Raw genomic sequence first — 20,798 nt, forward strand, 5'->3', positions numbered from 1 at the left:
AGCGGGTGGCGATGCCACGCCATTGCTTGTGGTCGCTGAAGGAGCGCTCGATGACGTTGCGGCCCTTGTAGGCCTTCGCGTCGAAGGCAGGCGGCCTGCCGCCTGCCGAGCCCCGCTTCTTGCGGTGGCCGACCTGGTCGGCGGGCTGTGGAATCACCGCCCGAATCCCGCGCGAGCGGAGCTCGGCGCGGTTCGCACGGGAGGAGTAGGCCTTGTCGCCACGCACCGCGTCAGGTCTCGTGCGTGGGCGGCCGCGACCGAGTCGCTTGACCGCGAGTTGGGACAACAACGGCTTCAGCATCGGCGAATCGCCAGTCTGGCCGGGCGTCAACGCGATCACGGGGTCATCTGGCTTAGTCGTCGGACTTCCGCCTCTGTTGCCATGTCCGCTGGGGCATGACTCCTTCCGCGTCTCGCTGGACCGGCGGCTTCAGGTGCGCCGCATTGTGGAGCATGGCGTCCGGCAGGTAGCCCAAGTGGGCGAACTGATCGCGGCGGCACCTGCTCCTGGCAGTCGTTGGCCGAACGCAACGGCGCTCCCTGCCGCGCGCCCGGCCGCTCACGCGGCAGGGACATTCCATTCGGTCAGGGAAGTCGGACCGCGCCGGGAACTACGTCGCGCGCCGCGACAGAGGTGGGTGGCGAACGAGGCCGGGGCTGGGCACGGCATACTGACCTCGGATGGGCTGCGTCGCACTGAACCACACAAATGTTGTTCCGAGGTTTCTGTCGATGTAACTACCCACGTCCCGGGCCCCTAGCTCAATTGGCAGAGCAGGAGACTTTTAATCTCTTGGTTGTGGGTTCGAGTCCCACGGGGCCTACGACGTCCGCGCCTGCTGCTGGCGCGAGCACTCGGCGCACAGGCCGACGAGCTCGACGGTGTGGGCGACCTCGGTGAAGCCGTGCTCGTCGGCGACGGCGTGGGCCCACTTCTCGACCGCGGAGCCGGTGATCTCGACGGTCCGGCCGCAGGAACGGCACACCAGGTGGTGGTGGTGCGAGGTGCTGCAGCGGCGGTACGTCGCCTCACCCGCCGGGCTGTGGCGGACGTCGACCTCGCCGGCGTCGGCCATCGCCTGCAGGGTGCGGTAGACGGTCGCGAGGCCGACCTTCTCGCCGTTCTGGCGGACGGCGTCGTGGACCTCCTGCGCGCTCTGGAAGTCGACGGAGGCCTGGAGGGCAGCGGTGATCGCCAGGCGCTGGCGCGTGGGGCGCAGGCCGGTCGCGGGCCGGTCGGTGTCGGTCACGCGCTCCTCCGTGGTGGCCGGGATGGGAATCACTCTCAATCTACCGGGCGGCGCCGGGCCCGGGAGGACTGCTCCCACTGGCCCGGACGGACCAGCCAGCCGGGACCGGGGAACCGGGGACGGGGCCCGGACGGCGGGGTACGCTCGGCGCGGGTGAGGGAAAGGGAGGACTCTGCCCATGGGGAGCAACGACGAGTTCGGGCCGGACACCGAGACCATCCGGGCCTGGCTGGCGAAGCGCGCGACGTACGCCAAGGACGCGCGCGTCATCGGCGCGCCCCGGGGCTCCGTGTCCGGCGGTACGACGACCCCCGCCCCAGCTGCTCCCGCCACCTCCCGTCGCCGCGAGTCCGCCCCCGAGCCCGACGTCGCCCCCGACCCCGAGTCGGTCGAGCGGCCGTCCCGGCTGAGCGCCGCTGAGGGTCCGCGCCCGGACAGCCGCAACGCCGGCCGCTCCGTCCTCGACGCCCTCGGCACCAGCCCGGTCGAACGTCCCGCACGCCCCGCGGCCGACGCGACCGAGGCGGGCCGCTCCGTGCTCGACGCGCTCGGCGCCGACGAGCCCGTCGCCGCCAAGCCGCGTCGCGAGCGCGGCCGCGCGAAGGCCGCACCGGCGCCGGAGCCCGAGCCGACGCCGCCCGCGCAGCCGACGGTGCTCAAGCCGTCGAGCAAGGTGCGGGTCAGCGCGCCCGCCCCGTCGTCGTACCAGGCACCGCCGCAGGACGCCCCCGCCGCGGGCCGTCCGGTGCCGAAGCAGACCGTGCGCCGCGGCCGCTGGACCGAGCCGGAGGAGCACCGGCAGGCGCTCGAGGCGACGACCGACGTCGACTTCCCGGTGCGCAACACCGTGCGCAAGGTGCTCGGCTGGGTCCTGCTGGTGTCGCTGCTCTCCGCTGCCGTGGTCGGGTACGTCGCCAGCCAGGACCGCACGCCCGCGCTGATCGGGATCGCGGGGGTGCTCGCGTTCCTGACCCTGGTGGTGTGGGCGATCCGCGCGAGCTGCGTGACCACCAAGCTCACCATCCGCCGCGGCCAGCTGCTGGTCACCCGCGGCGGCCAGACCCAGCGCGTCGACATCAAGGGCGGCCACACGATCATCGCGATCGTCGGCGAGCCCGGCGACCGCCGCTGGACGGTGCTGTTCGAGCGCCGCGGCCTGCCGCTGGTCGTGGTGAACTCCAGCGTCGTCGACCCGCACTGGTTCACCAGCGCGCTCTACCGCCTCCGCCCGGAGCTGCGGCCCGGCTGGAGCGACGAGGCCGCCGGGGTCAGCTGACGATCCAGTAGCGGCGCTTGCCGTTGCGGACGTCCTCGAGCTCGCCGCCGTTCGCCTCGATGGTGCGGCGCGAGGCGTCGTTGTCCTCGTCGCAGGTCACCAGCACCCGCTCGATGCCCAGCCGCGCCGCCTCGACGACGCCGAGGCGCAGCGCCTCGGTGGCGTGCCCGCGGCGCCGGGCCGACGGCTTCACCGAGTAGCCGATGTGCCCGCCCTCCTCGAGCAGGAAGTCGTTGAGGCCGTGGCGCAGGTGCAGGAAGCCGACGACCTCGTCGTCGGGCGCGCCGGTCCCGTCGGTGATCCAGAAGTACGACGACGGCACCCGGGTCCCGTCGAGGTCGGCCGGGGCGGTGACCTCGGTCATCAGCACGTACGCCGCGCACCCCTCGGCCGTGGGGACCGGGTCGCCCTCGAGGAACCAGTGGCCGGAGCCGTGCATCTCCGTCGTACCGCCGAAGTCCCGGATCATCGCCGCCCAGCTCTCCCAGCGAGCGGTGTCCGGCGCCACGAGTGCAGTCATGGGTCCATCCCACCACCCCACGGTCGGCGCCCGCGAGCGGGTTTCAGGGCTCGCCAAATGAGAACGTGTTCTACTCTGGTGCCATGAACTGGGCGTTCCCCGGGGACGAGACCCCCGACCCCGCGGTCGAGCACGAGACGGCGACGTGGGGCCCGCTGGCCGCCGCGACCCGCGAGCTGGTCGACCTGTGCGTGATGTCGGAGGTCGACGCCGAGGAGGTCGCCGCAGCGACCGCGGACGTCGAGGCGGCCGTCGCCCGCCTGCGCAAGGTACGACGCCAGCAGACCCTCGGCCAGGAACACCTGCTCAACGGCCGGCGCCGGCCGTGGGGCAACCCCGTCATCGGGATGCGGAACCCGATCGCGCCGCCGATCCAGGTGCACACCGAGCCCGACGGGCACGCGGAGTGCGAGTTCCACTGCGGACCGGCGTTCGAGGGACCGCCGGGGCTCGTGCACGGCGGCGTGGTCGCGCTCGTGCTCGACCAGCTGCTCGGGCACGCCGTCGGCGCCCGAGGCCGCCCGGGCATGACCGGCACCCTGACGATCGTCTACCGCCAGGGCACCCCGCTCGGCGACCTGCGCGCCGAGGCGTGGGTGGACCGCGAGGACGGCATCAAGACCTGGGCGAAGGCGCAGATGATCGGGCCGGACGGCGTGACCGCCGAGGCCGAGGGCGTGTTCCTGCTCCCCCGGGCGCTGCGCGACCGGGTCCCCGACGCCGGGACTTCCTGACCGTTCCTGCTGCTTCCCGACCCTTGCAACGGTCAGGAAGCGAGGGAATCACCTCTGGAGCGGCGATTCCCGCGACCGCGCCGGCCTCAGCCCGAGACCTTCACCCCACGCTTGTTCTCGTCGCTCAGCCGCGCCTCCTCGGCCGCCTGCGCCTCGAGCTCGGCACGACGGCGCTCGGCGTCCTCGTACTCGCCGGGCTGGGAGACCAGGTCGGTGGCGCCGCGCTCGAGCCGGGACAGTGCCATCCGGGCGAAGATCTGCTGCTCGGTCGAGGTCCGCTCGGAGCGGCCGGTGCCGATGAAGGAGACCGCCCAGCGCAGGACGGCGGTGACGCGGTTCTTGAAACCGGTCAGGTAGAAGAGGTGGACGACGAGCCACATCAGCCAGGCGAGGATGCCGGTGATGCGGAGCTTGCCGACCATCGCCACCGCGCGGAAGCGGCTGATGATCGCCATCGAGCCCTTGTCGAAGTACTTGAACGGACCCTGTGCCGGCTTGCCCTTGAGTCGACCGTCGATCTCCTTGGCGGCGTACTTCGCGCCCTGGATGGCGACCTGCGCGACGCCGGGGAGGTTGTCGAGGGAGATCATGTCGCCGACCACGAACACCTCGGGGTAGCCCGGGAGCGTGAGGTCGGGGTTGACCGCGATCCGGCCGGCGCGGTCGAGCGGGGCGCCGGTCTGGTCGGAGAGCTGCTTGCCGAGCGGGTTGGCCTGGACGCCCGCGGCCCACACCTTGGCGACGGCCTCGATGCGCTTCTCGGTGCCGTCCTTGTACTTCACGGTCAGGCCGCGCTCGTCGACGTGCGAGACCAGCGCGCCGAGCATGACCTCGACGCCGAGCTTCTCCAGCTTCTCCTGGGTCCACTTGCCGAGCTTGTTGCCGAACGGCGGCAGCACCTGCGGCGCGGCGTCGACGAGGATGACGCGGGCCTTGCGGGTGCTGATCGATCGGAAGTCGCGGGTCAGCGTGCGGTGCGCGAGCTCGGCGATCTGGCCGGCCATCTCGACCCCGGTCGGGCCGGCACCGACGACCACGAAGGTCAGCAGGTGGTCGACGTTCTCGCCGCGGGCCGCACCGAGCTCGGCCATCTCGAAGGCACCGAAGATCCGGCCGCGCAGCTCGAGGGCGTCGTCGATGCTCTTCATGCCGGGGGCGAACTCGGCGAAGTGGTCGTTGCCGAAGTAGGACTGGCCGGCGCCGGCGGCGACGATCAGCGAGTCGTACGGCGTCACCAGCTCGCGCCCGAGGACGTGGGAGGTGACCAGGCGCTGCGCGAGGTCGACCTCGGTGACCTCGCCGAGGAGGACCTGGGCGTTCTTCTGGTCCGCCAGCACCTCGCGGGTCGGCGGGGCGATCTCGCCCTCGGAGAGGATGCCGGTCGCCACCTGGTAGAGCAGCGGCTGGAAGAGGTGGTGGGTCGTCTTCGCGATCATCGTCACGTCGACGTCCGCCTTGCGCAGGGCCTTGGTGCCGAACAGGCCACCGAAGCCGGAGCCGATCACGACCACCTGGTGGCGGTCGGAACGGGGGACGATCACGCGGTCGGACGGTTCCGGCTGGGTGTCGCCTGCTGCCATGGCTCCTCCTGAGTCGCATCTGCGCTGGGGTGGCTGCGGGCGGCGGGCCTGACCGTCCGCGGTCGGGGTACGTCACCGACAGGGTGTCGCACGCCACCATTCTCCCGCTACCGCTCCGGCATACCCAACACTGGGTCATGGTCTGGTCCGTCACTTTTCCTTGACGCCGCCAGTCCGTGCCGTTCCCGGCCCTGTGCCGGCCCTGTGTCGGCACTGTGCGGGCCGGTGCCGGGCGGTGTCCGGCGCGGCGCCGTACGTGTCGCGACCGTCACCAAATGGGTGAGAATCGGTTGTTTGGTTGCGAGTTCAACCGGGTAGACCCCCCGGGATCAGGCCGATGTCGCCCTGACCCAGGCACTGACACCGCGAAAGGTTCCTCCGTGCAGCACCGGCAGACCCTCGATCTGGCCCCCGGGCCGCGCAGCGTGCACGACGCACGCCGCTGGGTCGTGGCCACCTGCCGGGAGCTCGGCCGCGAGGACCTCGTCGACTGCGCCGAGCTCGGCATCTCCGAGCTGGTGACCAACGCCGTGCTGCACGGCGACCAGCCCGTGCGGATGCAGGTCAGCGGCACGCCGGAGCACCCCCGCTTCGAGGTGCACGACGCATCGACGATCGCGCCCCAGCCGTCGACCCAGGCCGGCGGCTTCGACCTCGACGCCTTCGACCTCGACGCCTTCGACGCCCTCGACGAGGCGCAGCTGGCCAGCCTGACCACGGTCGGGCGCGGCCTCGACATCGTCGCCCGCGCCTCGATCGCGTGGGGCGCGGAGATCGAGGAGGACGGCAAGACGGTCTGGTTCGAGCCGGCGCCGGAGCTGTCCGAGGAGGGCGGGGCGCCGTACCAGCTCACCTACGCCCGCAGCCCCTTCGCCGAGGACCACACCCGCGTCGGTGAGGTCGCGGTCCAGATCAACGGCGTCCCGGTCGTCGCGTTCGGCCACTTCCAGCGCCACTACCGCGACCTGCGCCGTGAGATCCGTCTGCTCGCGCTCGCCCACGAGGACGACTACCCGCTGGGGAAGGTCCTCTCCGAGCACTTCGACGCGCTCGAGCGGCCGCTGCGCTCCAACATGGGCCGCGAGCAGGTCGACGAGGCCAACGACGGCGGCCGCCCCCCCCTTGCCCCCCGCCTGCGGATGCCGCGCGAGACCGCGCGGCAGATCGGCGGCCTGATCGACCTGCTCGACGCCGCCGACGAGTTCAGCCGGGCGCAGCGCCTGCTCACCGCCCCGCGCGAGCCCGAGCAGCGCGCCTTCCAGATCTGGTTCCTCGGCGAGTTCCGCCGCCAGGCGGCCGGCGCCCCGCCGGTGGCCTGGCAGGGCAGCGCCGGCTCCGGCGCCCCCTCCCGCGCGCTCTGACCCGCCACTCCCCCTACGCTCGGCGCATGACCGTCGGACCGCGCCACTACGCCGCGGTCGCCGTCGGCGGCGCGGTCGGCGCCGTGGTCCGGTACGCCGCCGTCGAACTCGCGCCCGGCGGCCCCGGCTTCTCGTGGACCACCTTCGCGGTCAACGTCGCCGGCGCCGCACTGCTCGCCGGGCTCCTGCTCCTCCCGCTGGCGCGCCGCTCGACCGTCTGGGCCGCCGGGCTCGGTCCCGGCCTCCTCGGGGGCTTCACGACCTTCTCCGCGACCTCGGAGCAGGCTCGTGCGCTGCTCGCCGACGGCCGGCCCGCCCTCGCCGCCGCCTACGTGCTCGGCACGCTCGCGGCCGCCCTGGCCGCCGTCGCGGTCGTGGGCCGCCTCGCTCCCCCGCTGCCCGGGGAGGACGAGCTGTGAGCCTCCTCGGCGCACTCCTGGTCGGCCTGGGCGGCGGCGCGGGCTCGGCCCTGCGCTACGCCCTCGGCCAGCGGTACGACGACCGGTGGCACCACGGCACCCTGGCCGCCAACACCGTTGCCAGCCTCCTGCTCGGCCTCTGCGCCGGCTGGGCCCTCGACGGCCACGCCCTCGCACTGGCCGGCACCGGCTTCTGCGGCGGCCTGTCGACGTACTCCTCCCTGGCCGTGCAGACCCGCGACCTCGGCCCCCGCCGCGGCGCCGCCTACGCCGCCCTCACCGTCGCTCTGGGCCTCGCCGCAGCCGCCGTCGGCTTCCTCGTGGCGCGGTAGTCCGGGGGCTTTCCGCGGTAGTCCCGGGTCAAAAGCACCGCGACACGCCGCTGGAAGGTGCTTTTGACCCGGGACTACCGCGAAGGTCTTGACAGCAGGGCCGGGTCAGGCGTAGCCGAGGTCGTGGAGGCGGGCGTCGTCGATGCCGAAGTGGTGGGCGACCTCGTGGACGACGGTGATCCGGACCTCCTCGGCGAGCTCCTCGGCGTCCTCGCACATGTCGAGCAGGGGGCCGCGGAAGAGGAAGATCCGGTCGGGCAGGTGCGGCACCAGGCCGCTGTCGCGCTCGGTGAGCGCCACGCCGTCGTACAGGCCCAGCAGGTCGTCGGGCTCGCCCTCGGGCGGCTCGTCCTCGACGAGGACCACGACGTTGTGGACCAGGCGCGCGAGCTCCTCGGGGATCTCGTCGAGCGCGGTGTCCACCAGCGCGTCGAACTCCTCGGGGCTCATCTCGACCGGCACGCGGCCATTGTGCCGGTCGCCGGTCCGGGCGGAAAAAGCAAGCAGCCCGGACCTTGCGGTCCGGGCTGTCTCTTGCGACCCCGACGGGACTCGAACCCGCGGCCTCCGCCGTGACAGGGCGGCGCGCTAACCAACTGCGCTACGGGGCCTTGGTGCCTTCTCGTGCAGTTCTCACTGCGCGGTGAAGCGGATGGAACTCTAACCCATGCGCGAGCGAGGAACCCAATCGGGAGCACCACCCGCGCCATCGAGCACCCCCAACCGGATTCGAACCGGCGTACCCGCCGTGAAAGGGCGGTGTCCTGGGCCGCTAGACGATGGGGGCCCTCCGTCGCCCGGACGTGCCCGGCGACGGCCCGCTCAGCATAGTGGGAGCGGCGTCGCGCACGCCCATCGACCGAGCCACGGCAGGCAGCGACCGACCGGTGAGGGACCACGGTGCGGTGCCGCTTTCGTGACTTCGCAGGTGCTCCGGTATGGTGTGCGGGCCCGGCCAGGTAGCTCAGTTGGTACGAGCGACCGACTGAAAATCGGTAGGTCGGCGGTTCGACCCCGCCCCTGGCCACGTGCAACCGAAGGGCCCCGCTTCTGCGGGGCCCTTCGGCGTTCCCCACCCTCTCCGTGAGAGCCTGCGCGGGTGCTGCCCGCCTTCGAGATCGTCGCGCGCCACCGGCCCGTGGACGTCGTGGGCACCGTGCTCGTCGAGGAGCAGCACGACGGCGCTCAGCAGTCGAGCACGGGGCAGCTGCCCCTGCTCGCGCCCTTCGCCGCGGTCGAGGTGTCACTGTCCGGTCGCGGCGGGGGTACGACGGCGAGCCTGGCCGGGCCGGACGGGACCCAGCTGTCCTCGACGGTCGACCAGGGCCGGGTCTTCATCACCACCCGCTCCGGCGACGACGAGCGGGTCCACCGCAGCCGGCGCCACGGCCAGGTCCGCCGCTCCCCCGGCCGCCTCGCGCTGGCGCTGACCGGCACGCACGTCGCGGCGCTGACGCTCGAGGACGGCGCCTGGGTCGTCCGGGCGCGGGTGGACCTGTCGCGTCCCGGCGCGACGCTGGCGGCCGACGTGCGCGACCCGGCCTGGCTGACCGGCCTGGTCGCCGGCTGGTCCTCGACGGAGGCCGGGACGGTCACCGGCTGGCGCGCCGGGACGTTCGGGCAGCTGGGGCTCAGGGACGTCCGGCTGGTGACGTGGGCGGACGGGACGCCGTACCGCCTCGACGACGGCTCGGTGATGGTCTCCGCGACCAGCGCGGGACCCGGGTTCTTCGGCACGGCACACACCTCGACGTGGACTCTGGACGCTCAGGGGGAGGTGCGGCGCGGTGCCGTGCTGTTCTTCCAACGACCCGACCGGCCCGGCGGCTACGGCGACCACGCCACCCACGTCGTGCGCGACGGGGACCGCTGGCTGGTCGCCACGAGCACGTGGTCGGACTTCCCGGCCGACCCCCGGGCGCGGCGCGGCGCCCGGGTCGGCGTCACCCTCGCCGAGACGACGACCGACCTGACCCGCGGCCAGCACCTGCTGCCGACGCGGGCGCTCGCGCTGCCGACGGACGGGCCGAGCGTCGGCGTCTGGGACCCGCACCTGGTCCGCGACGACGACGGGTCGTGGCTCGTCGGCTACGTGAGTGCGCGGAAGTTCTTCGACTTCCACCCGGTGCTCGCCTCGGGGCCGACCCTGGACGAGCTGTCCCTGCGTCGCACGGCCGGCGACCGTACGGCGACGGAGGGCACCACCCTCGTACGCCTCGACGGCGCGTGGCGGGTGCTCGCCAGCGACGGCCGGGACAACCGCCGGGCGGTACGAGGGCGGTTCCCGGTGTTCGACACCGACCTGCGCGAGGTCGGCACCATCGCGGCGCCGTACCCGACGAACATCCCGTGGCCCACGCTCGTCCCGCCGGACCCGGCGGTCCCCGGGGACCGCTGGCGCCTGGTGACCTTCAACGGCCGCCCGCTCGGGGGTCCGCTCGCCGGCTACGGCACCCACGGCGACCTGGTGGTCATGCGCGAGCGCGACTGAGTGACGGCTGGTCCGCCGTCCGGGGTCGCCACAGCCCGCCACAGGCCGCCACGAGGGCCCGGAGGTTTCGAGGCTCGGCGCTGGGGCGCCTCACACCTCAACCACCGGGCGCTGAGCACCCAGCGCTGAGTCACGCTCGGACCACCGACGGGCGAGCAACACCGAGCTACGTGCTCGCGCTACGCCCGGCTTGCCGCCACGCGGACGTCACCGCCTACCGGAGGCAACGGCGTGCGCGGCAGCGCGGCGCCCGCGCCGAVGGCGCGTCGTGCGACGCCCGCGGGCCGAGCGCCAGCGAGGTCCGTGCGGCGAGCACGACAGGCGACGCGCTCGCGCAGATGAACTCAGTCGCGGGGGTCGGCGTAGTCCGACCACTTGTCCAGGTCGACGTCGTCGAGGTCGTCCTCGGGACGCTTCACCGGCTCACCGTGGAGCTCGCGCGCCAGCGCAGAGAGATCCGTGTCGTGAGTGCGGTACTTCAGGTCGCGTGCGACCTTGGTCTGCTTGGCTTTCGCTCGGCCGCGGCCCATAGGGTCCAGCCCCCTCGCACACTTGGCCGGGGCCCTCCGGGCCCCGGACTGCTGAATCAGAGTCTCGTGAGGACAACGGTACATGGCCCGTGGCTGNGGCGTGGCCAGCGTCACCAGCCGGGGTGCTGCCCGACCAGCTCGACGGTGCCCTTCTGCTCCGGGTCCTCGCTGACCTCGCCGGCGACCCAGCTGTCGATGCCGAAGTCCGCGAGGCGGGCCAGGGCGGCGTCGACGGAGTCAGGGGCGACGAGGGCGACCATGCCGACGCCGCAGTTGAGGGTGGCCTCGAGGTCGGGCTGGGCGACGTCGCCGACCTTGCGGACGACGTCGAAGACCGGGGCGGGGGTCCAGGTGCCGCGGTCGAGGGTGGCCTTGAGCTCGGCGGGCATCACTCGGGCGAGGTTGTTGGCCAGGCCGCCGCCGGTGATGTGGGCCATCGCGTGGGTCTCGGTCTCGCGGGCGAGCGCGAGGGCCGGCTTGGTGTAGATGCGGGTGGGCTCGAGGAGCTCCTCCCCCAGCGTGCGGCCGAACTCCTCGACCTGCCGGTCGACGGTCCAGCCGGCCTGGGTGAAGAACACGTGGCGGGCGAGCGAGTAGCCGTTGGAGTGCAGGCCGCTGGCCGCCATCGCGACGACGACGTCGCCGGGGCGGACCAGGTCGGCGCCGAGCAGCGCGTCGGCCTCGACGACGCCGGTGGTGGCGCCCGCGACGTCGTACTCGTCGGGCGCGAGCAGGCCCGGGTGCTCGGCGGTCTCGCCGCCGACCAGCGCGCACCCGGCCTCGACGCAGGCCTCGGCGATGCCCTTGACGATCGCGGCGATCCGCTCGGGCACGACCTTGCCGGTCGCGATGTAGTCGGTCATGAAGAGCGGCTCGGCGCCGCAGACGACCAGGTCGTCGACGACCATGCCGACGAGGTCGAAGCCGATGGTGTCGTGCTTGTCGACCATCTGCGCGACGGCGACCTTGGTGCCGACGCCGTCGGTGGAGGTCGCGAGCAGCGGACGCTTGTACGACGTGAGGGCGCTCGCGTCGAAGAGGCCGGCGAAGCCGCCGAGGCCGCCCATCATCTCCGGGCGGCGGGCCTTCTCGACCCACTCCTTCATCAGGTCGACGGCGCGGTCCGCGGCCTCGATGTCGACGCCGGCTCGGGCGTACGCGTTGTCAGCCACGGTTCCCTCGGTCTCCTCGGTTGGGGTCACGGGTTGTTGAAAACAGGGAGGGCCTCGCCGTGCGTGGTCGGCTCGAGGGTCGCCTCCAGCAGGTGCTTGCCGAGCAGGCTCTCGTCGGGGAGCTCGATCGGGTACTGGCCGGTGAAGCAGGCCGTGCACAGGGTGCTCTGCGGCTGGCGGGTGGCCTCGACCATGCCCTCCAGCGAGATGTAGCCGAGGCTGTCGGCGCCCACGCTGGCGGCGATCTCGTCGACGTCGAGGCCGTTGGCGATCAGCTCCGCGCGGGTGGCGAAGTCGATGCCGTAGAAGCAGGGCCACTTGACCGGCGGGCTGGAGATCCGGACGTGGACCTCGGTGGCACCGGCCTCGCGCAGCATCCGCACCTGGGCGCGCTGGGTGTTGCCGCGCACGATGGAGTCGTCGACCACCACGATGCGCTTGCCGCGGATCATGTGCTCGAGGGCGTTGAGCTTGAGCCGGATGCCGAGCTGGCGCAGGGTCTGGCTGGGCTGGATGAAGGTGCGTCCGACGTAGGCGTTCTTGACGAAGCCCTGGCCGAACGGGATGCCGCTCTCGAGGGCGTAGCCGGAGGCGGCCGGCGTCCCCGACTCGGGGACCGGGATGACCAGGTCGGCCTCGACGGGGAACTCGCGGGCCAGCTGGCGGCCCATCTCGACGCGCGCCTCGTGGACGCTGCGACCGGCGATGGTGGCGTCGGGGCGGGCGAGGTAGACGTACTCGAACACGCAGCCCTTGCGGCGCGGCTCGGAGAACTTGTGGGAGCGCAGGCCGTCCTCGTCGATGACGATCAGCTCGCCGGGCTCGACCTCGCGGACCACGCTGGCGCCGACGGTGGCGAGGGCGGAGTCCTCGCTGGCGACGACCCAGCCGCGGTCGAGGCGGCCCAGGACGAGCGGGCGGATGCCCTCGGGGTCGCGGGCGGCGTACAGGGTGTTCTCGTTCATGAAGACGAACGAGAAAGCCCCCTCGACCTGCGGGAGCAGCTCGAGCGCGCGGGACTCCAGCGACGTGTCCGGGTGGTGCGCCAGCAGCGCGGTGACCAGGCTGGTGTCGTTGGTCGACGCCTCGAGGTCGCGGGCGTGGATGTCGAGCTCGCCCTCGTCGCTCGGCAGCTCGTGGACCATCTGGGCCAGCGCGGCGGTGTTGATCAGGTTGCCGTTGTGACCGAGGGCGATCGAGCCCTCCTCGGTCGGGCGGAAGGTCGGCTGGGCGTTCTGCCACGTGCTCGCACCGGTGGTGGAGTAGCGGCAGTGGCCGACGGCCAGGTGCCCAGCGAACGACTCGAGGGTGTTCTCGTCGAAGACCTGGGAGACGAGTCCCATGTCCTTGTAGACGAGGATCTGACGTCCGTTGCTGACCGAGATCCCGGCCGACTCCTGCCCCCGGTGCTGCAGGGCGTAGAGACCGAAGTAGGTCAGCTTGGCGACGTCCTCACCCGGGGCCCACACACCGAAGACTCCGCACACGGCTTCCAGCCTACCGGCGATCCGGCCGGGGTCGTCAGTTGACGACGCTGCCGCGAGACGTGCGCTCCGCCACGGCGGCGGCGACCTGCGCGGCCTGGGCGCGGATCTCGGGGATCGCGGTCGACTCCCACAGCGTGCCCTTGCGGGGCGGGCCGACGACGTGGAGGCCGGGGACCGGGTGTCCGGCGGCGTCGACCACCTGCCCGGCCTCGGTGGTGTCGATGCCGAGCGCGAGGCGGTCGGGACGGACGGTCCCCCGCGCGAGCAGCGAGCGGATGAGCGGGTCGGAGCTCTGGTGCACGTCGGACAGGGGGCCGGTGCAGTTGACGACCGCGTCGACGTCGTACGACGGCAGGTCGGCGGTGGTGCCGATGCGGCAGCGGGCGCCGAGGTCCTCGACGGTGTCGAGGCGCCCGGCGCGCACGTGCAGGCGACCCTCGTAGCGGTAGCGCTGCAGACGCAGGGCGACGTCGGGCGCCATCCGGTGGCGGCGGATCTCCCACTCGCGGGCGTGGACCTCGAGGAAGCGGACGCGCTCGTCGTGCGGCAGCCGGCGCCAGAGGTCCTGGGTGGCCGGGCGGAGGCCGTCGACGACGGCGCGCCAGCCGACGCCGCGCTCGGCTGCGGCGGCGCACTCGTCGCGGACGACCGCGGCGACCTCGTCGGCGGTGACCGGGCCGGTGCCCTCGGGGACGCGGGTGACCCAGGCGGTGTGCGCCTGGCCGACGTGCGGCTTCGGGAGGAGGCCGTTGCGGCTGAGCATGGTGACCTCGCGGCCGGGTCCGTCCTCGAGCAGCGTGATCACGGTGTCGACGGCGGTGAGGCCGGTGCCGACGACCACGACGGAGGCGTCGGCCGGGAGGGCGCGCAGGCGGGCGAGCTGCCACGGGTTGGCGACGTGCCACACCGCCTCGGGCAGCTCCTCGCCGGTGGCGGCGGCGACCAGCGGGCGCGGCGGCTGGTTGCCGTGGCACAGCACGACGGACGACGCATGCGAGCGGGACCGCTCGGTGACGACCTCGAAGCCGTCGGGGGTCGCGACGACGTCGATGACGCGGCCGGCCTGCACGCGCAACCGGTCGTCGGCAACGTCGGCGAGCCGGTCCTGCAGGTAGATCGCGTAGTCGGCCCGCGGCAGGAAGCCCTGCGGGTCGTCGCTGCGGCCGGTGCGCAGCGCCCAGTCGAGCAGGTCGGAGGGCGAGTCCGGGAACGCGCTCATGTGCCGCGCGCGGACGTTGAGCAGGTGCCGCTGGTCGTTGGTGCCGTAGGCGATGCCTCGCCCGACGATCCCGCTCGCCTCGTGGATCACGACCTCGAGGGAGGGGTCGTCCGAGCGGACCAGGAGGTTGATCGCCGTGAGCACCCCACTCGCGCCCCCGCCGATCACCGCGACCCGGGTTCGTTCGCCGACCTGTCCGCGGTCCTCCGTCACCGTCATGACAGTGAGTCTACAGAATCACTCGACTTTCGTGGGAAACGGGACGCCGTACGACGAGGTGCGTGGTGTGGCGGCACGAGGTGCGTGGCTTGGCGCCACGAGGTGTGAGTCGTGGTGTCGGCGTACGACCACGACCGCCACCTCGCGCAGCCCCAACCCGCACCTCGCGCAGCCCCAACCCGCACCTCGCGCCACTACAACCCGCACTTCGTGCCGCGAACCTTCACACCTCGCGGTGCGAACTCACGCACTTCGTGGTGGGTGGGGGGTGCGGTGGTCAGCCGGCGAGGTTGCGGAGGAGGAGGGCCTCGGCGAGGAGGACCTTCTCGAACTCGGCGAGGTGGAGGCCCTCGTTGGCGCCGTGGGCGCGGGTGTCGGGGTCCTCGACGCCGGTGACGAGCACGGAGGCGTCGGGGAAGGTCTCGAGGAACTCCGCGATGAACGGGATCGAGCCGCCGACGCCCATGTCGACCGGGGCGGTGCCGTCCCAGGCCTCGGCGAACGCGGCGCGGGCGGCGTCGTACGCCGGGCCGGTGGCCTCGATCTGGGTGGCCTCGCCGGTGTCGACGACCGTGACGGTGAGCTCCGCGCCCCACGGCACGTGCGCCTCGAGGTGGCGCGTCAGGCAGGCGAGGGCGTTCTCGGCGGTGTCGCCGGGCGCGATCCGCATGGAGATCTTGGCCCGGGCGGAGGGGACGAGGGTGTTGGAGGCGCCGTCGACCTTCGGCGCGTCGAGGCCGGTGATGCTCAGCGCGGGCTTGGTCCAGAGCCGCTCGACGGCGGAGCCCTCGCCGATCCACTCGAGTCCGGGGATGGCGCCGGACTCGGCGCGCAGCCGCTCCTCGGGGTAGTCGACGTCGGCGGCCGGGCCGGAGTGCAGGCCCTCGACGACGAGGTTGCCGCGGTCGTCGTGCAGCGAGGCGATGAGGCGCGAGAGGGTGATCAGGGCGTCGGGGGCCAGGCCGCCCCACATGCCGGAGTGCACGGCGTGGGTGAGCGTGCGGACCTCGACGTCGACGCGGACCAGGCCGCGCAGCGAGGTGGTCAGCGCGGGGACGCCGATGTCCCAGTTGCCGGAGTCGGCGATGACGATGACGTCGGCGGCGAGCCGGTCCTGGTAGGCCTTCAGGAGCTCGGGCAGGGTGTCGGAACCGACCTCCTCCTCCCCCTCGATGAACAGCTTCACGGTCACGGGGAGGTCGTCGCCGAAGGCGCGCAGCGCGGCGACGTGGGTGATGACGCCGGCCTTGTCGTCGGCGGCACCGCGGGCGTAGAGGCGGCCGTTGCGCTCGGTCGGCTCCCACGGCGGGGAGTCCCACTCGGCGTGGTCGTTCTCGGGCTGGACGTCGTGGTGGGCGTAGAGCAGCACGGTGGGCGCGCCCTCGGGCCCCTTCTTCTCGCCGATGACAGCGGGCGGCGCGCCGTCGTACGCGCGCACGATCTCGACGTCCACCCCCTCGGCGGCGAACAGGGCGGCCGTGGCCCTCGCGCTCTCCTCGACCTGGTCGAGGCGGGCGGGGTCGGCGCTCACGGACTGGATGCGCACGAGTGCCTCGAGGTCCGATCGGACGCCCGGGAGGAGCCCGGCGAGGCGCGTGCGCAGGTCGGCGGTGGTGACAGGTCCGGTCATGACCGCCAACCTACCCGGGCCGACCGGTGCCTCCGGTCAGCGGTCGGTGCGGCTCCACCCGGCGATCCCGGACGTGAGCGACCCGGTCGCGCCCGGCCGCGGGGTGACGCCGTCGAGGCCGGGCACGCGCAGGGTGACGACCGGGTTCATCGCGACCGGCAGGGCGATCGCGTCGTCGACGATGGTGCGCTCGATGCGGGCCCGCAGGTCGCGGGCGTCGTACCGGTCCGCCGCGCCGTCCCACCGGGCGATGAGCTCGTCGCGCTGGGTGTTCTCGAGGCCGGGGAGGTTGGTCTGCCCGTTGCCTCCCCACCAGCGGGTCAGGTCGGCGGCGGTGCGGGGCACGGGCACGCGCACGAGTGCCGCCTGCCAGTCCGAGCCGTCGGCCATCGGGTCCGCGAGCTCGGAGGTGCCGCAGTCCGACAGCGACCAGCCGGCCTCGGCCACCGAGCGCAGCAGCACCTTGAACGCCCGCTGCGCGAAGGGGCTGGAGCGCTCGTAGAGCACGCACACGTTCGTCCCGCCCGGCACGCCGGCGCGGGCACGCTCGGCACCCGGGTCCTTGGCGGGCCGGCCGAAGGCCCGCTCGAAGCGCGAGTCCTCCTGGGCGATGTCGTAGCCCTCGCCGTCGGGCTCGAAGAGGACGGTGTTGGACGAGGTGTAGGCGTCGGCCCAGGCTCCCCCGCCGGCCTCGGCGAGGTCGCCGCGCGGCACGGCGCGCAGGAAGGCGGCGCGGGCGGCGCGGCGCTCGAAGGGGCCGTCGGCGCGCAGCGCGAGGACCCACATGGTGCCGTCGTGGCTGGTGGCGAGGCCGTAGTCCCGGCGCTCGAGCGCGCGGACCTGCTTGCGCCGCTCGACGACCGGCGCGACCTGGGCGACGTCGACGTCACCTGCCTCGAGGGCGGCGACCTTCTCCTCGTCCGACATGTCGACCAGCTCGACGCGCTCGAACGACGGGTTCAGCGAGCCGGTGTACTCGCCGTTGGCGACGAGCTCGACCTTGACGGCACCGGAGTCCTGCTCGGCGATGTCGGTCACGCGGTAGGGACCGCTGGAGACGAGCAGCTGCTCGTCGATGTCGTCGGAGGAGAGCCGGAAGCCCTCGTTCCACTCGGTTGCCAGCTTCTCCAGCGTGGACTCGTCCTCGTCACGGACGGCGTCGACGACGGCCTTCTTGGCCTCCATCGGGTCCTCGATGTCGAGCGCCCGCTGGCCCAGCACGTGGGCCGGGACGGCGACGTCCAGGGCGGTCTGCCAGTCCTGGACGGGCCGGGAGAACTCCACCTCGACCGCCCGGTCCGACTCCTCGACCGACGCCAGCCGCTCGCTCGCAGCCAGGCCGGTGGGTACGGCGTCGAAGCCGCCCTCGCCGTCGGAGCCGGCGGCCCACGCCAGCACCAGGTCCGCCGAGTCGACGGGGATGCCGTCGGACCAGGTGGGCTCGGCCAGGTCGTAGCGGACCGTGAACGGGTCGTCCCCGGTGACCTGGACCGACCCGAAGCCCTCGTCAGGCACCACGGCGCCCTTGACGAGCTCGGCGAAGCGCCCGCGGGTCATCGCGGCCACGTCGCGGTTGCCGGGCGTCGCGTCGGCGAGCGAGGCATGGTTCGCGCTCGTCAGCGCGCTGGACCAGGCGACGGTGACCTCGGAGCCCTTGACGACGGACTCGGGCAGCCCGGCCTGGCACCCGGACGCGACCACGGCCAGGGCGACCCCGCCGACGAGTCCGGCGGTGCGCCTGCGTCGGTGGTCACGGTGGCGACGGGTTCCGGTCACCGCGATCGCTTCAGGAACTTGAGGGAGCCCTCGACCCGGGACGGCCGCTCCACGTGCCGCGTGGTGTAGATGGGCAGGTCCCGGCCCGGCGCGGCCACGGTCGTGCCCGGAGGCATCAGCTCGGCGAGGGCGTGCACGAGGTCGATCATCCGCGACGCGGTCGAGAACACCCACGCCCAGACGTCCGCGTGCGTCGTGGACACCTCGCCGTAGTTGTTGTAGGCGAAGAGCCAGGAGTCGCACAGCTCCAGGTCGAACGAGGTCGCGATGTCGTTCGCGATGGCCAGCGGCTCACCCGTGAGCAGCGCCCGGGCCCGGTCCGCCTCGTCCTTCGGGCAGCGCGCGGTGAAGTTGAGCTTGCCCCGGCCGAGGTCCAGCCGCGGCGCGGCCTTCCGGAACTTCCCCAGCGGCGAGTCGTCGTCGCCGCCTGCGGACTCGTCGAAGAACGACGCCACGGTGATCGCCGCCGCGACCACGTTCTTCGGGCTCAGGGCGCCGAACTTGCCGGCGTCCAGGTAGACGTGCGGCAGCGGCAGGCCGTGGCGCACCGCGATGTAACCACCCCGGTGCGGCTCGAAGTTGTCGCCGATCATGAGCTTCGGCCCGAGGTTGCCGAGCTCGACGTACGGCTCGGTCCGCGTCGCCACGACGTCCTTGCAACGGTGCACGAAGTGCAGTCCCGGCAGCTGCGGGGCGTCGGGGACGTCGAGCCCGACGGCCGCCCGGTAGTCGAGGCCGTTGGCCGCGGCGAAGGCCCGGATGACGTCGTCGCCGTCGCCGGTCCCCTTGCCCTCCTTGCCGCCGGGCTTCAGCGCCCCCAGGCGGCGCACCACCGACCGGTCCCGCTCCAGCGGCGAGGCGTCGAACCAGAGCGGGACGTCACCGCTCATCAGTTCCAGCCGTCCGCACCGAAGTCCCACTGCGGGCGGTCGCCCGCGCCGTCGGTCACCGACGCCATGTAGTCGCGCACGTCGGCGACGGAGATCTTCTCCCCGTTCACCTCGACCCCGGCGTTGACCTGGTTGACGACCTCGTTGAGGATCTCCTGGACGATCTCGGGCTTGAGCTCCTCGCCCACCGACGCCTGGACCTCGCTGACGGCCGCTGCGTGCGCCGTGGCGGCGACCGAGCGCAGGCCCAGGAACCCGGCGTTGTTGCTGACGTACTGCATCGTCTTCAGCCAGCCGTCGTTGCTGACCTTCTCCTTGAGGGCGCTCGGCGCCAGGTCCTTCAGCTCCGCCCAGCCCTTCAGGTCGCGGGCACCGGCGTAGTGGTCGAGCAGGCCGCCGCGGCGGATCAGGATGTCGACCATCTGCTTGTAGTCGTCGGTCCCGGAGTCGTTGTCGCGGGTGCTGTTGTTGTTGATGCTGTGCCGGAACTGCGCCAGGCGCGAGGCGTCCGCGTCGGTGTCGCGGAGCCGGACCACGTCCGAGTCGAGCCTCCGGCCCTGGTTGCGCAGCTTCTGCGCCAGGCCGATGTTGAGGTGCACGGCAGCGAAGTCCATCGAGAACTTGATGTCGTTGAACAGCGACTTCAGCTTGAGAACGCTCATGTGCTCACTCCGTGATGTGCAGGGCCGCGAGGTCCGAGAGGTACTGCGTCACGATCGACTCGAGGTCGCCGGCGTTCTGGTCCATGTCGGCCGACGCCTGCTCGAGGACCTGCAGGTCGAAGTACATGCCGCCGAGGTCGGCGCCGGTGTCCTCGACGAGGGGCGCCTCCAGCACGGCCTGCACCAGTCGCGGCACCTGGTCCTTGAGCGCGTTGATGACCGGCTCGTCGACGGCGTCGATGACGGCCGACACGGCGAGGTCGGTGAGCACGCCCATGGCGAACTTCATCGCGATCATCCGGGCCGCGGCGGCGGCCGCACCCAGCGGACCGAGCGCGAGCATCGGGATCAGGGTCGCGACCTGGATGGTGATCTGCGCGATCGTCTTGGTCTTGAGCCCGGTCACGACGTAGCCGGCCGCGTCGATGCCGATCGCGACGGGGTCGAGGACGTCCAGCACCTGCTGGAGGTTCTGCGACCGGGTGGTGTTCCAGGCGGAGACGTAGGCCTCGCCACCGCGGCTGCGCACGCCGTCGGCGAGGTCGATGGCGACGCGACGGTCGACGGCGAGGATCAGCGCCTCGAGGTCGTCACGGAGCTGGCGGGTGAGGTTGGCGGCCTTGTGGACCTCGTCCTCGTTGATGTCGGGCCAGTCGATCCCGATCTTCTCCATGATCCAGATCAGGTTGTCCGGGAGCATGATCGCCAACGGTCAGGCTCCTGTCCCGTTGTCGAGGTCGAGGTTCAGTTCCTCGCCGCCCTCCTCGGCCATCGCCAGGTAGCGCTGCCCCTCCTCGCTGCTGAGCCACGCCTGGGCGTGGGCGATGAAGGTCGCAGGCGCCTCCTCGGCCTCCTCGGCGGTGCCGAAGGGGCCCAGCCAGCCGTCCTTGCGCTCCGGGCCGCGTACGACGCTGCCGGTGGCCACGTCGTACCAGTAGCTCTCTTTGTCGTTCACCATCGCCGTATCCCTCGTTGCCCTCGTTGCCCTCGTGGTCCGTGCCGGGTCCGTTCCCAGCACGGGGTCGGCAGCCAGTGGCTGCCGACCCCGTGCGCGGGACGAGATCGCCTCAGGAGGAGGCGAGGCTGCTGTCGAGGTCCTCGAACGCGGTCTTCATCTGGCGCAGCGAGGTCGCCATCGCCGGGATCGCCTCGAGGGCGGACTCCAGGCCGTCGCTGACCTCCTCGTAGGAGTCGAGGAACGAGACGGAGGCGGCGTTGGTGCTGAAGCTGCTCTCGGTCAGCTCCTGGAC

22 protein-coding genes and 4 tRNA genes are annotated in these 20,798 nt (G+C 72.6%); 8 read left to right on the plus strand and 18 right to left on the minus strand.

Annotated features, from left to right (window positions below):
• A partial coding sequence (locus L615_RS20760; RefSeq protein ID WP_222430645.1) for a transposase occupies positions 1–340 on the minus strand: 340 nt, incomplete at its 3' end.
• A gap of 411 nt (positions 341–751) precedes the next feature.
• On the opposite strand from L615_RS20760, the gene L615_RS20765 reads away from it, so the two are divergent.
• Positions 752–824 (plus strand) — tRNA-Lys (locus tag L615_RS20765).
• On the opposite strand, the gene L615_RS20770 is transcribed toward L615_RS20765, so the two are convergent.
• Positions 822–1,250: a Fur family transcriptional regulator gene (locus tag L615_RS20770; RefSeq protein ID WP_028654735.1), complete on the minus strand. Its 429-nt coding sequence runs from the start codon at positions 1,248–1,250 to the stop codon at positions 822–824. The two genes, L615_RS20765 and L615_RS20770, sit on opposite strands and share 3 nt — an antisense overlap.
• Positions 1,251–1,428: 178 nt before the next feature.
• On the opposite strand from L615_RS20770, the gene L615_RS20775 reads away from it, so the two are divergent.
• Positions 1,429–2,526 carry a hypothetical protein gene (locus L615_RS20775; protein WP_028654736.1) on the plus strand — a complete coding sequence of 366 codons (1,098 nt, stop codon included), beginning with the start codon at positions 1,429–1,431 and terminating at the stop codon, positions 2,524–2,526.
• Here the strand turns inward: L615_RS20775 and L615_RS20780 are convergent.
• Positions 2,519–3,046, minus strand: a complete 528-nt coding sequence (locus L615_RS20780) for a GNAT family N-acetyltransferase (RefSeq protein ID WP_028654737.1) — start codon at positions 3,044–3,046, stop codon at positions 2,519–2,521. The two genes, L615_RS20775 and L615_RS20780, sit on opposite strands and share 8 nt — an antisense overlap.
• 83 nt (positions 3,047–3,129) lie before the next feature.
• On the opposite strand from L615_RS20780, the gene L615_RS20785 reads away from it, so the two are divergent.
• On the plus strand, positions 3,130–3,780 hold the full coding sequence (locus tag L615_RS20785; protein ID WP_028654738.1) for a PaaI family thioesterase: 651 nt from the start codon (positions 3,130–3,132) through the stop codon (positions 3,778–3,780).
• Positions 3,781–3,866: 86 nt separating this feature from the next.
• On the opposite strand, the gene L615_RS20790 is transcribed toward L615_RS20785, so the two are convergent.
• Complete coding sequence (locus L615_RS20790) at positions 3,867–5,360, minus strand: NAD(P)/FAD-dependent oxidoreductase (RefSeq protein WP_145726345.1); 1,494 nt, start codon at positions 5,358–5,360, stop codon at positions 3,867–3,869.
• A 380-nt stretch (positions 5,361–5,740) separates the two neighbouring features.
• On the opposite strand from L615_RS20790, the gene L615_RS20795 reads away from it, so the two are divergent.
• From L615_RS20795 to L615_RS20805, 3 genes are read left to right on the plus strand one after another with little or no spacing between them, the layout of a single operon-like run.
• The gene (locus L615_RS20795; RefSeq protein WP_145726346.1) at positions 5,741–6,721 is read left to right on the plus strand and encodes an ATP-binding protein; all 981 of its coding nucleotides are present in this window, start codon (positions 5,741–5,743) and stop codon (positions 6,719–6,721) included.
• A gap of 26 nt (positions 6,722–6,747) precedes the next feature.
• On the plus strand, positions 6,748–7,140 hold the full coding sequence (locus tag L615_RS20800) for a CrcB family protein (protein ID WP_145726347.1): 393 nt from the start codon (positions 6,748–6,750) through the stop codon (positions 7,138–7,140).
• A complete protein-coding gene (locus L615_RS20805) occupies positions 7,137–7,472 on the plus strand; it encodes a CrcB family protein (RefSeq protein ID WP_028654742.1) in 336 nt (111 codons plus the stop codon). The genes L615_RS20800 and L615_RS20805 overlap by 4 nt, the downstream gene beginning before the upstream one ends.
• A 105-nt stretch (positions 7,473–7,577) precedes the next feature.
• Here the strand turns inward: L615_RS20805 and L615_RS20810 are convergent, their stop codons facing one another.
• From L615_RS20810 to L615_RS20820, 3 genes are all read right to left on the minus strand, one after another.
• On the minus strand, positions 7,578–7,934 hold the full coding sequence (locus L615_RS20810; RefSeq protein WP_028654743.1) for a metallopeptidase family protein: 357 nt from the start codon (positions 7,932–7,934) through the stop codon (positions 7,578–7,580).
• 75 nt (positions 7,935–8,009) lie between these two features.
• A tRNA-Asp gene (locus tag L615_RS20815) sits at positions 8,010–8,083 on the minus strand.
• Positions 8,084–8,186: 103 nt separating this feature from the next.
• Positions 8,187–8,259, minus strand: a tRNA-Glu gene (locus L615_RS20820).
• Positions 8,260–8,425: 166 nt separating this feature from the next.
• On the opposite strand from L615_RS20820, the gene L615_RS20825 reads away from it, so the two are divergent.
• Both L615_RS20825 and L615_RS20830 read left to right on the plus strand, forming a co-directional pair.
• Positions 8,426–8,499: transfer RNA gene (locus L615_RS20825), tRNA-Phe, on the plus strand.
• Between the two features lie 72 nt (positions 8,500–8,571).
• Positions 8,572–9,963, plus strand: a complete 1,392-nt coding sequence (locus L615_RS20830; RefSeq protein ID WP_145726348.1) for a hypothetical protein — start codon at positions 8,572–8,574, stop codon at positions 9,961–9,963.
• Between the two features lie 344 nt (positions 9,964–10,307).
• Here L615_RS20830 and L615_RS20835 read toward each other — a convergent pair whose 3' ends face one another.
• The 11 genes from L615_RS20835 to L615_RS23590 form a co-directional block, all read right to left on the minus strand.
• On the minus strand, positions 10,308–10,493 hold the full coding sequence (locus L615_RS20835) for a DUF3073 domain-containing protein (protein WP_028654745.1): 186 nt from the start codon (positions 10,491–10,493) through the stop codon (positions 10,308–10,310).
• A gap of 110 nt (positions 10,494–10,603) precedes the next feature.
• The gene (gene purM / locus L615_RS20840) at positions 10,604–11,665 is read right to left on the minus strand and encodes a phosphoribosylformylglycinamidine cyclo-ligase (RefSeq protein ID WP_028654746.1); all 1,062 of its coding nucleotides are present in this window, start codon (positions 11,663–11,665) and stop codon (positions 10,604–10,606) included.
• A 26-nt stretch (positions 11,666–11,691) separates the two neighbouring features.
• Positions 11,692–13,173, minus strand: coding sequence for an amidophosphoribosyltransferase (purF, locus tag L615_RS20845; protein WP_051485517.1), 1,482 nt, complete (start codon positions 13,171–13,173; stop codon positions 11,692–11,694).
• A 13-nt stretch (positions 13,174–13,186) separates the two neighbouring features.
• A complete protein-coding gene (locus tag L615_RS20850) occupies positions 13,187–14,590 on the minus strand; it encodes an FAD/NAD(P)-binding protein (RefSeq protein ID WP_145726349.1) in 1,404 nt (467 codons plus the stop codon).
• Between the two features lie 277 nt (positions 14,591–14,867).
• Entirely contained in the window at positions 14,868–16,220 is a 1,353-nt protein-coding gene (locus L615_RS20855; protein ID WP_028654748.1) for a dipeptidase, read from the minus strand.
• Between the two features lie 36 nt (positions 16,221–16,256).
• Positions 16,257–17,996 (minus strand): ABC transporter substrate-binding protein, encoded by a 1,740-nt coding sequence (locus tag L615_RS20860; RefSeq protein ID WP_145726350.1) that lies wholly within the window; start codon positions 17,994–17,996, stop codon positions 16,257–16,259.
• A complete protein-coding gene (locus L615_RS20865) occupies positions 17,993–18,886 on the minus strand; it encodes a hypothetical protein (RefSeq protein ID WP_028654749.1) in 894 nt (297 codons plus the stop codon). The genes L615_RS20860 and L615_RS20865 overlap by 4 nt, the downstream gene beginning before the upstream one ends.
• Positions 18,886–19,548 (minus strand): hypothetical protein, encoded by a 663-nt coding sequence (locus L615_RS20870; protein WP_028654750.1) that lies wholly within the window; start codon positions 19,546–19,548, stop codon positions 18,886–18,888. The genes L615_RS20865 and L615_RS20870 overlap by 1 nt, the downstream gene beginning before the upstream one ends.
• Before the next feature lie 4 nt (positions 19,549–19,552).
• The gene (locus tag L615_RS20875) at positions 19,553–20,257 is read right to left on the minus strand and encodes a hypothetical protein (RefSeq protein WP_051485506.1); all 705 of its coding nucleotides are present in this window, start codon (positions 20,255–20,257) and stop codon (positions 19,553–19,555) included.
• Positions 20,258–20,260: 3 nt separating this feature from the next.
• Positions 20,261–20,506: a hypothetical protein gene (locus tag L615_RS20880; protein ID WP_028654752.1), complete on the minus strand. Its 246-nt coding sequence runs from the start codon at positions 20,504–20,506 to the stop codon at positions 20,261–20,263.
• A 109-nt stretch (positions 20,507–20,615) separates the two neighbouring features.
• Positions 20,616–20,798, minus strand: a 183-nt coding sequence (locus tag L615_RS23590) for a hypothetical protein (RefSeq protein ID WP_222430420.1), incomplete at its 5' end; no start/stop codon positions are given.

Origin of the sequence: Nocardioides sp. J9 (assembly GCF_007829375.1) — a bacterium.
In the GTDB taxonomy this organism is placed as follows: domain Bacteria; phylum Actinomycetota; class Actinomycetes; order Propionibacteriales; family Nocardioidaceae; genus Nocardioides.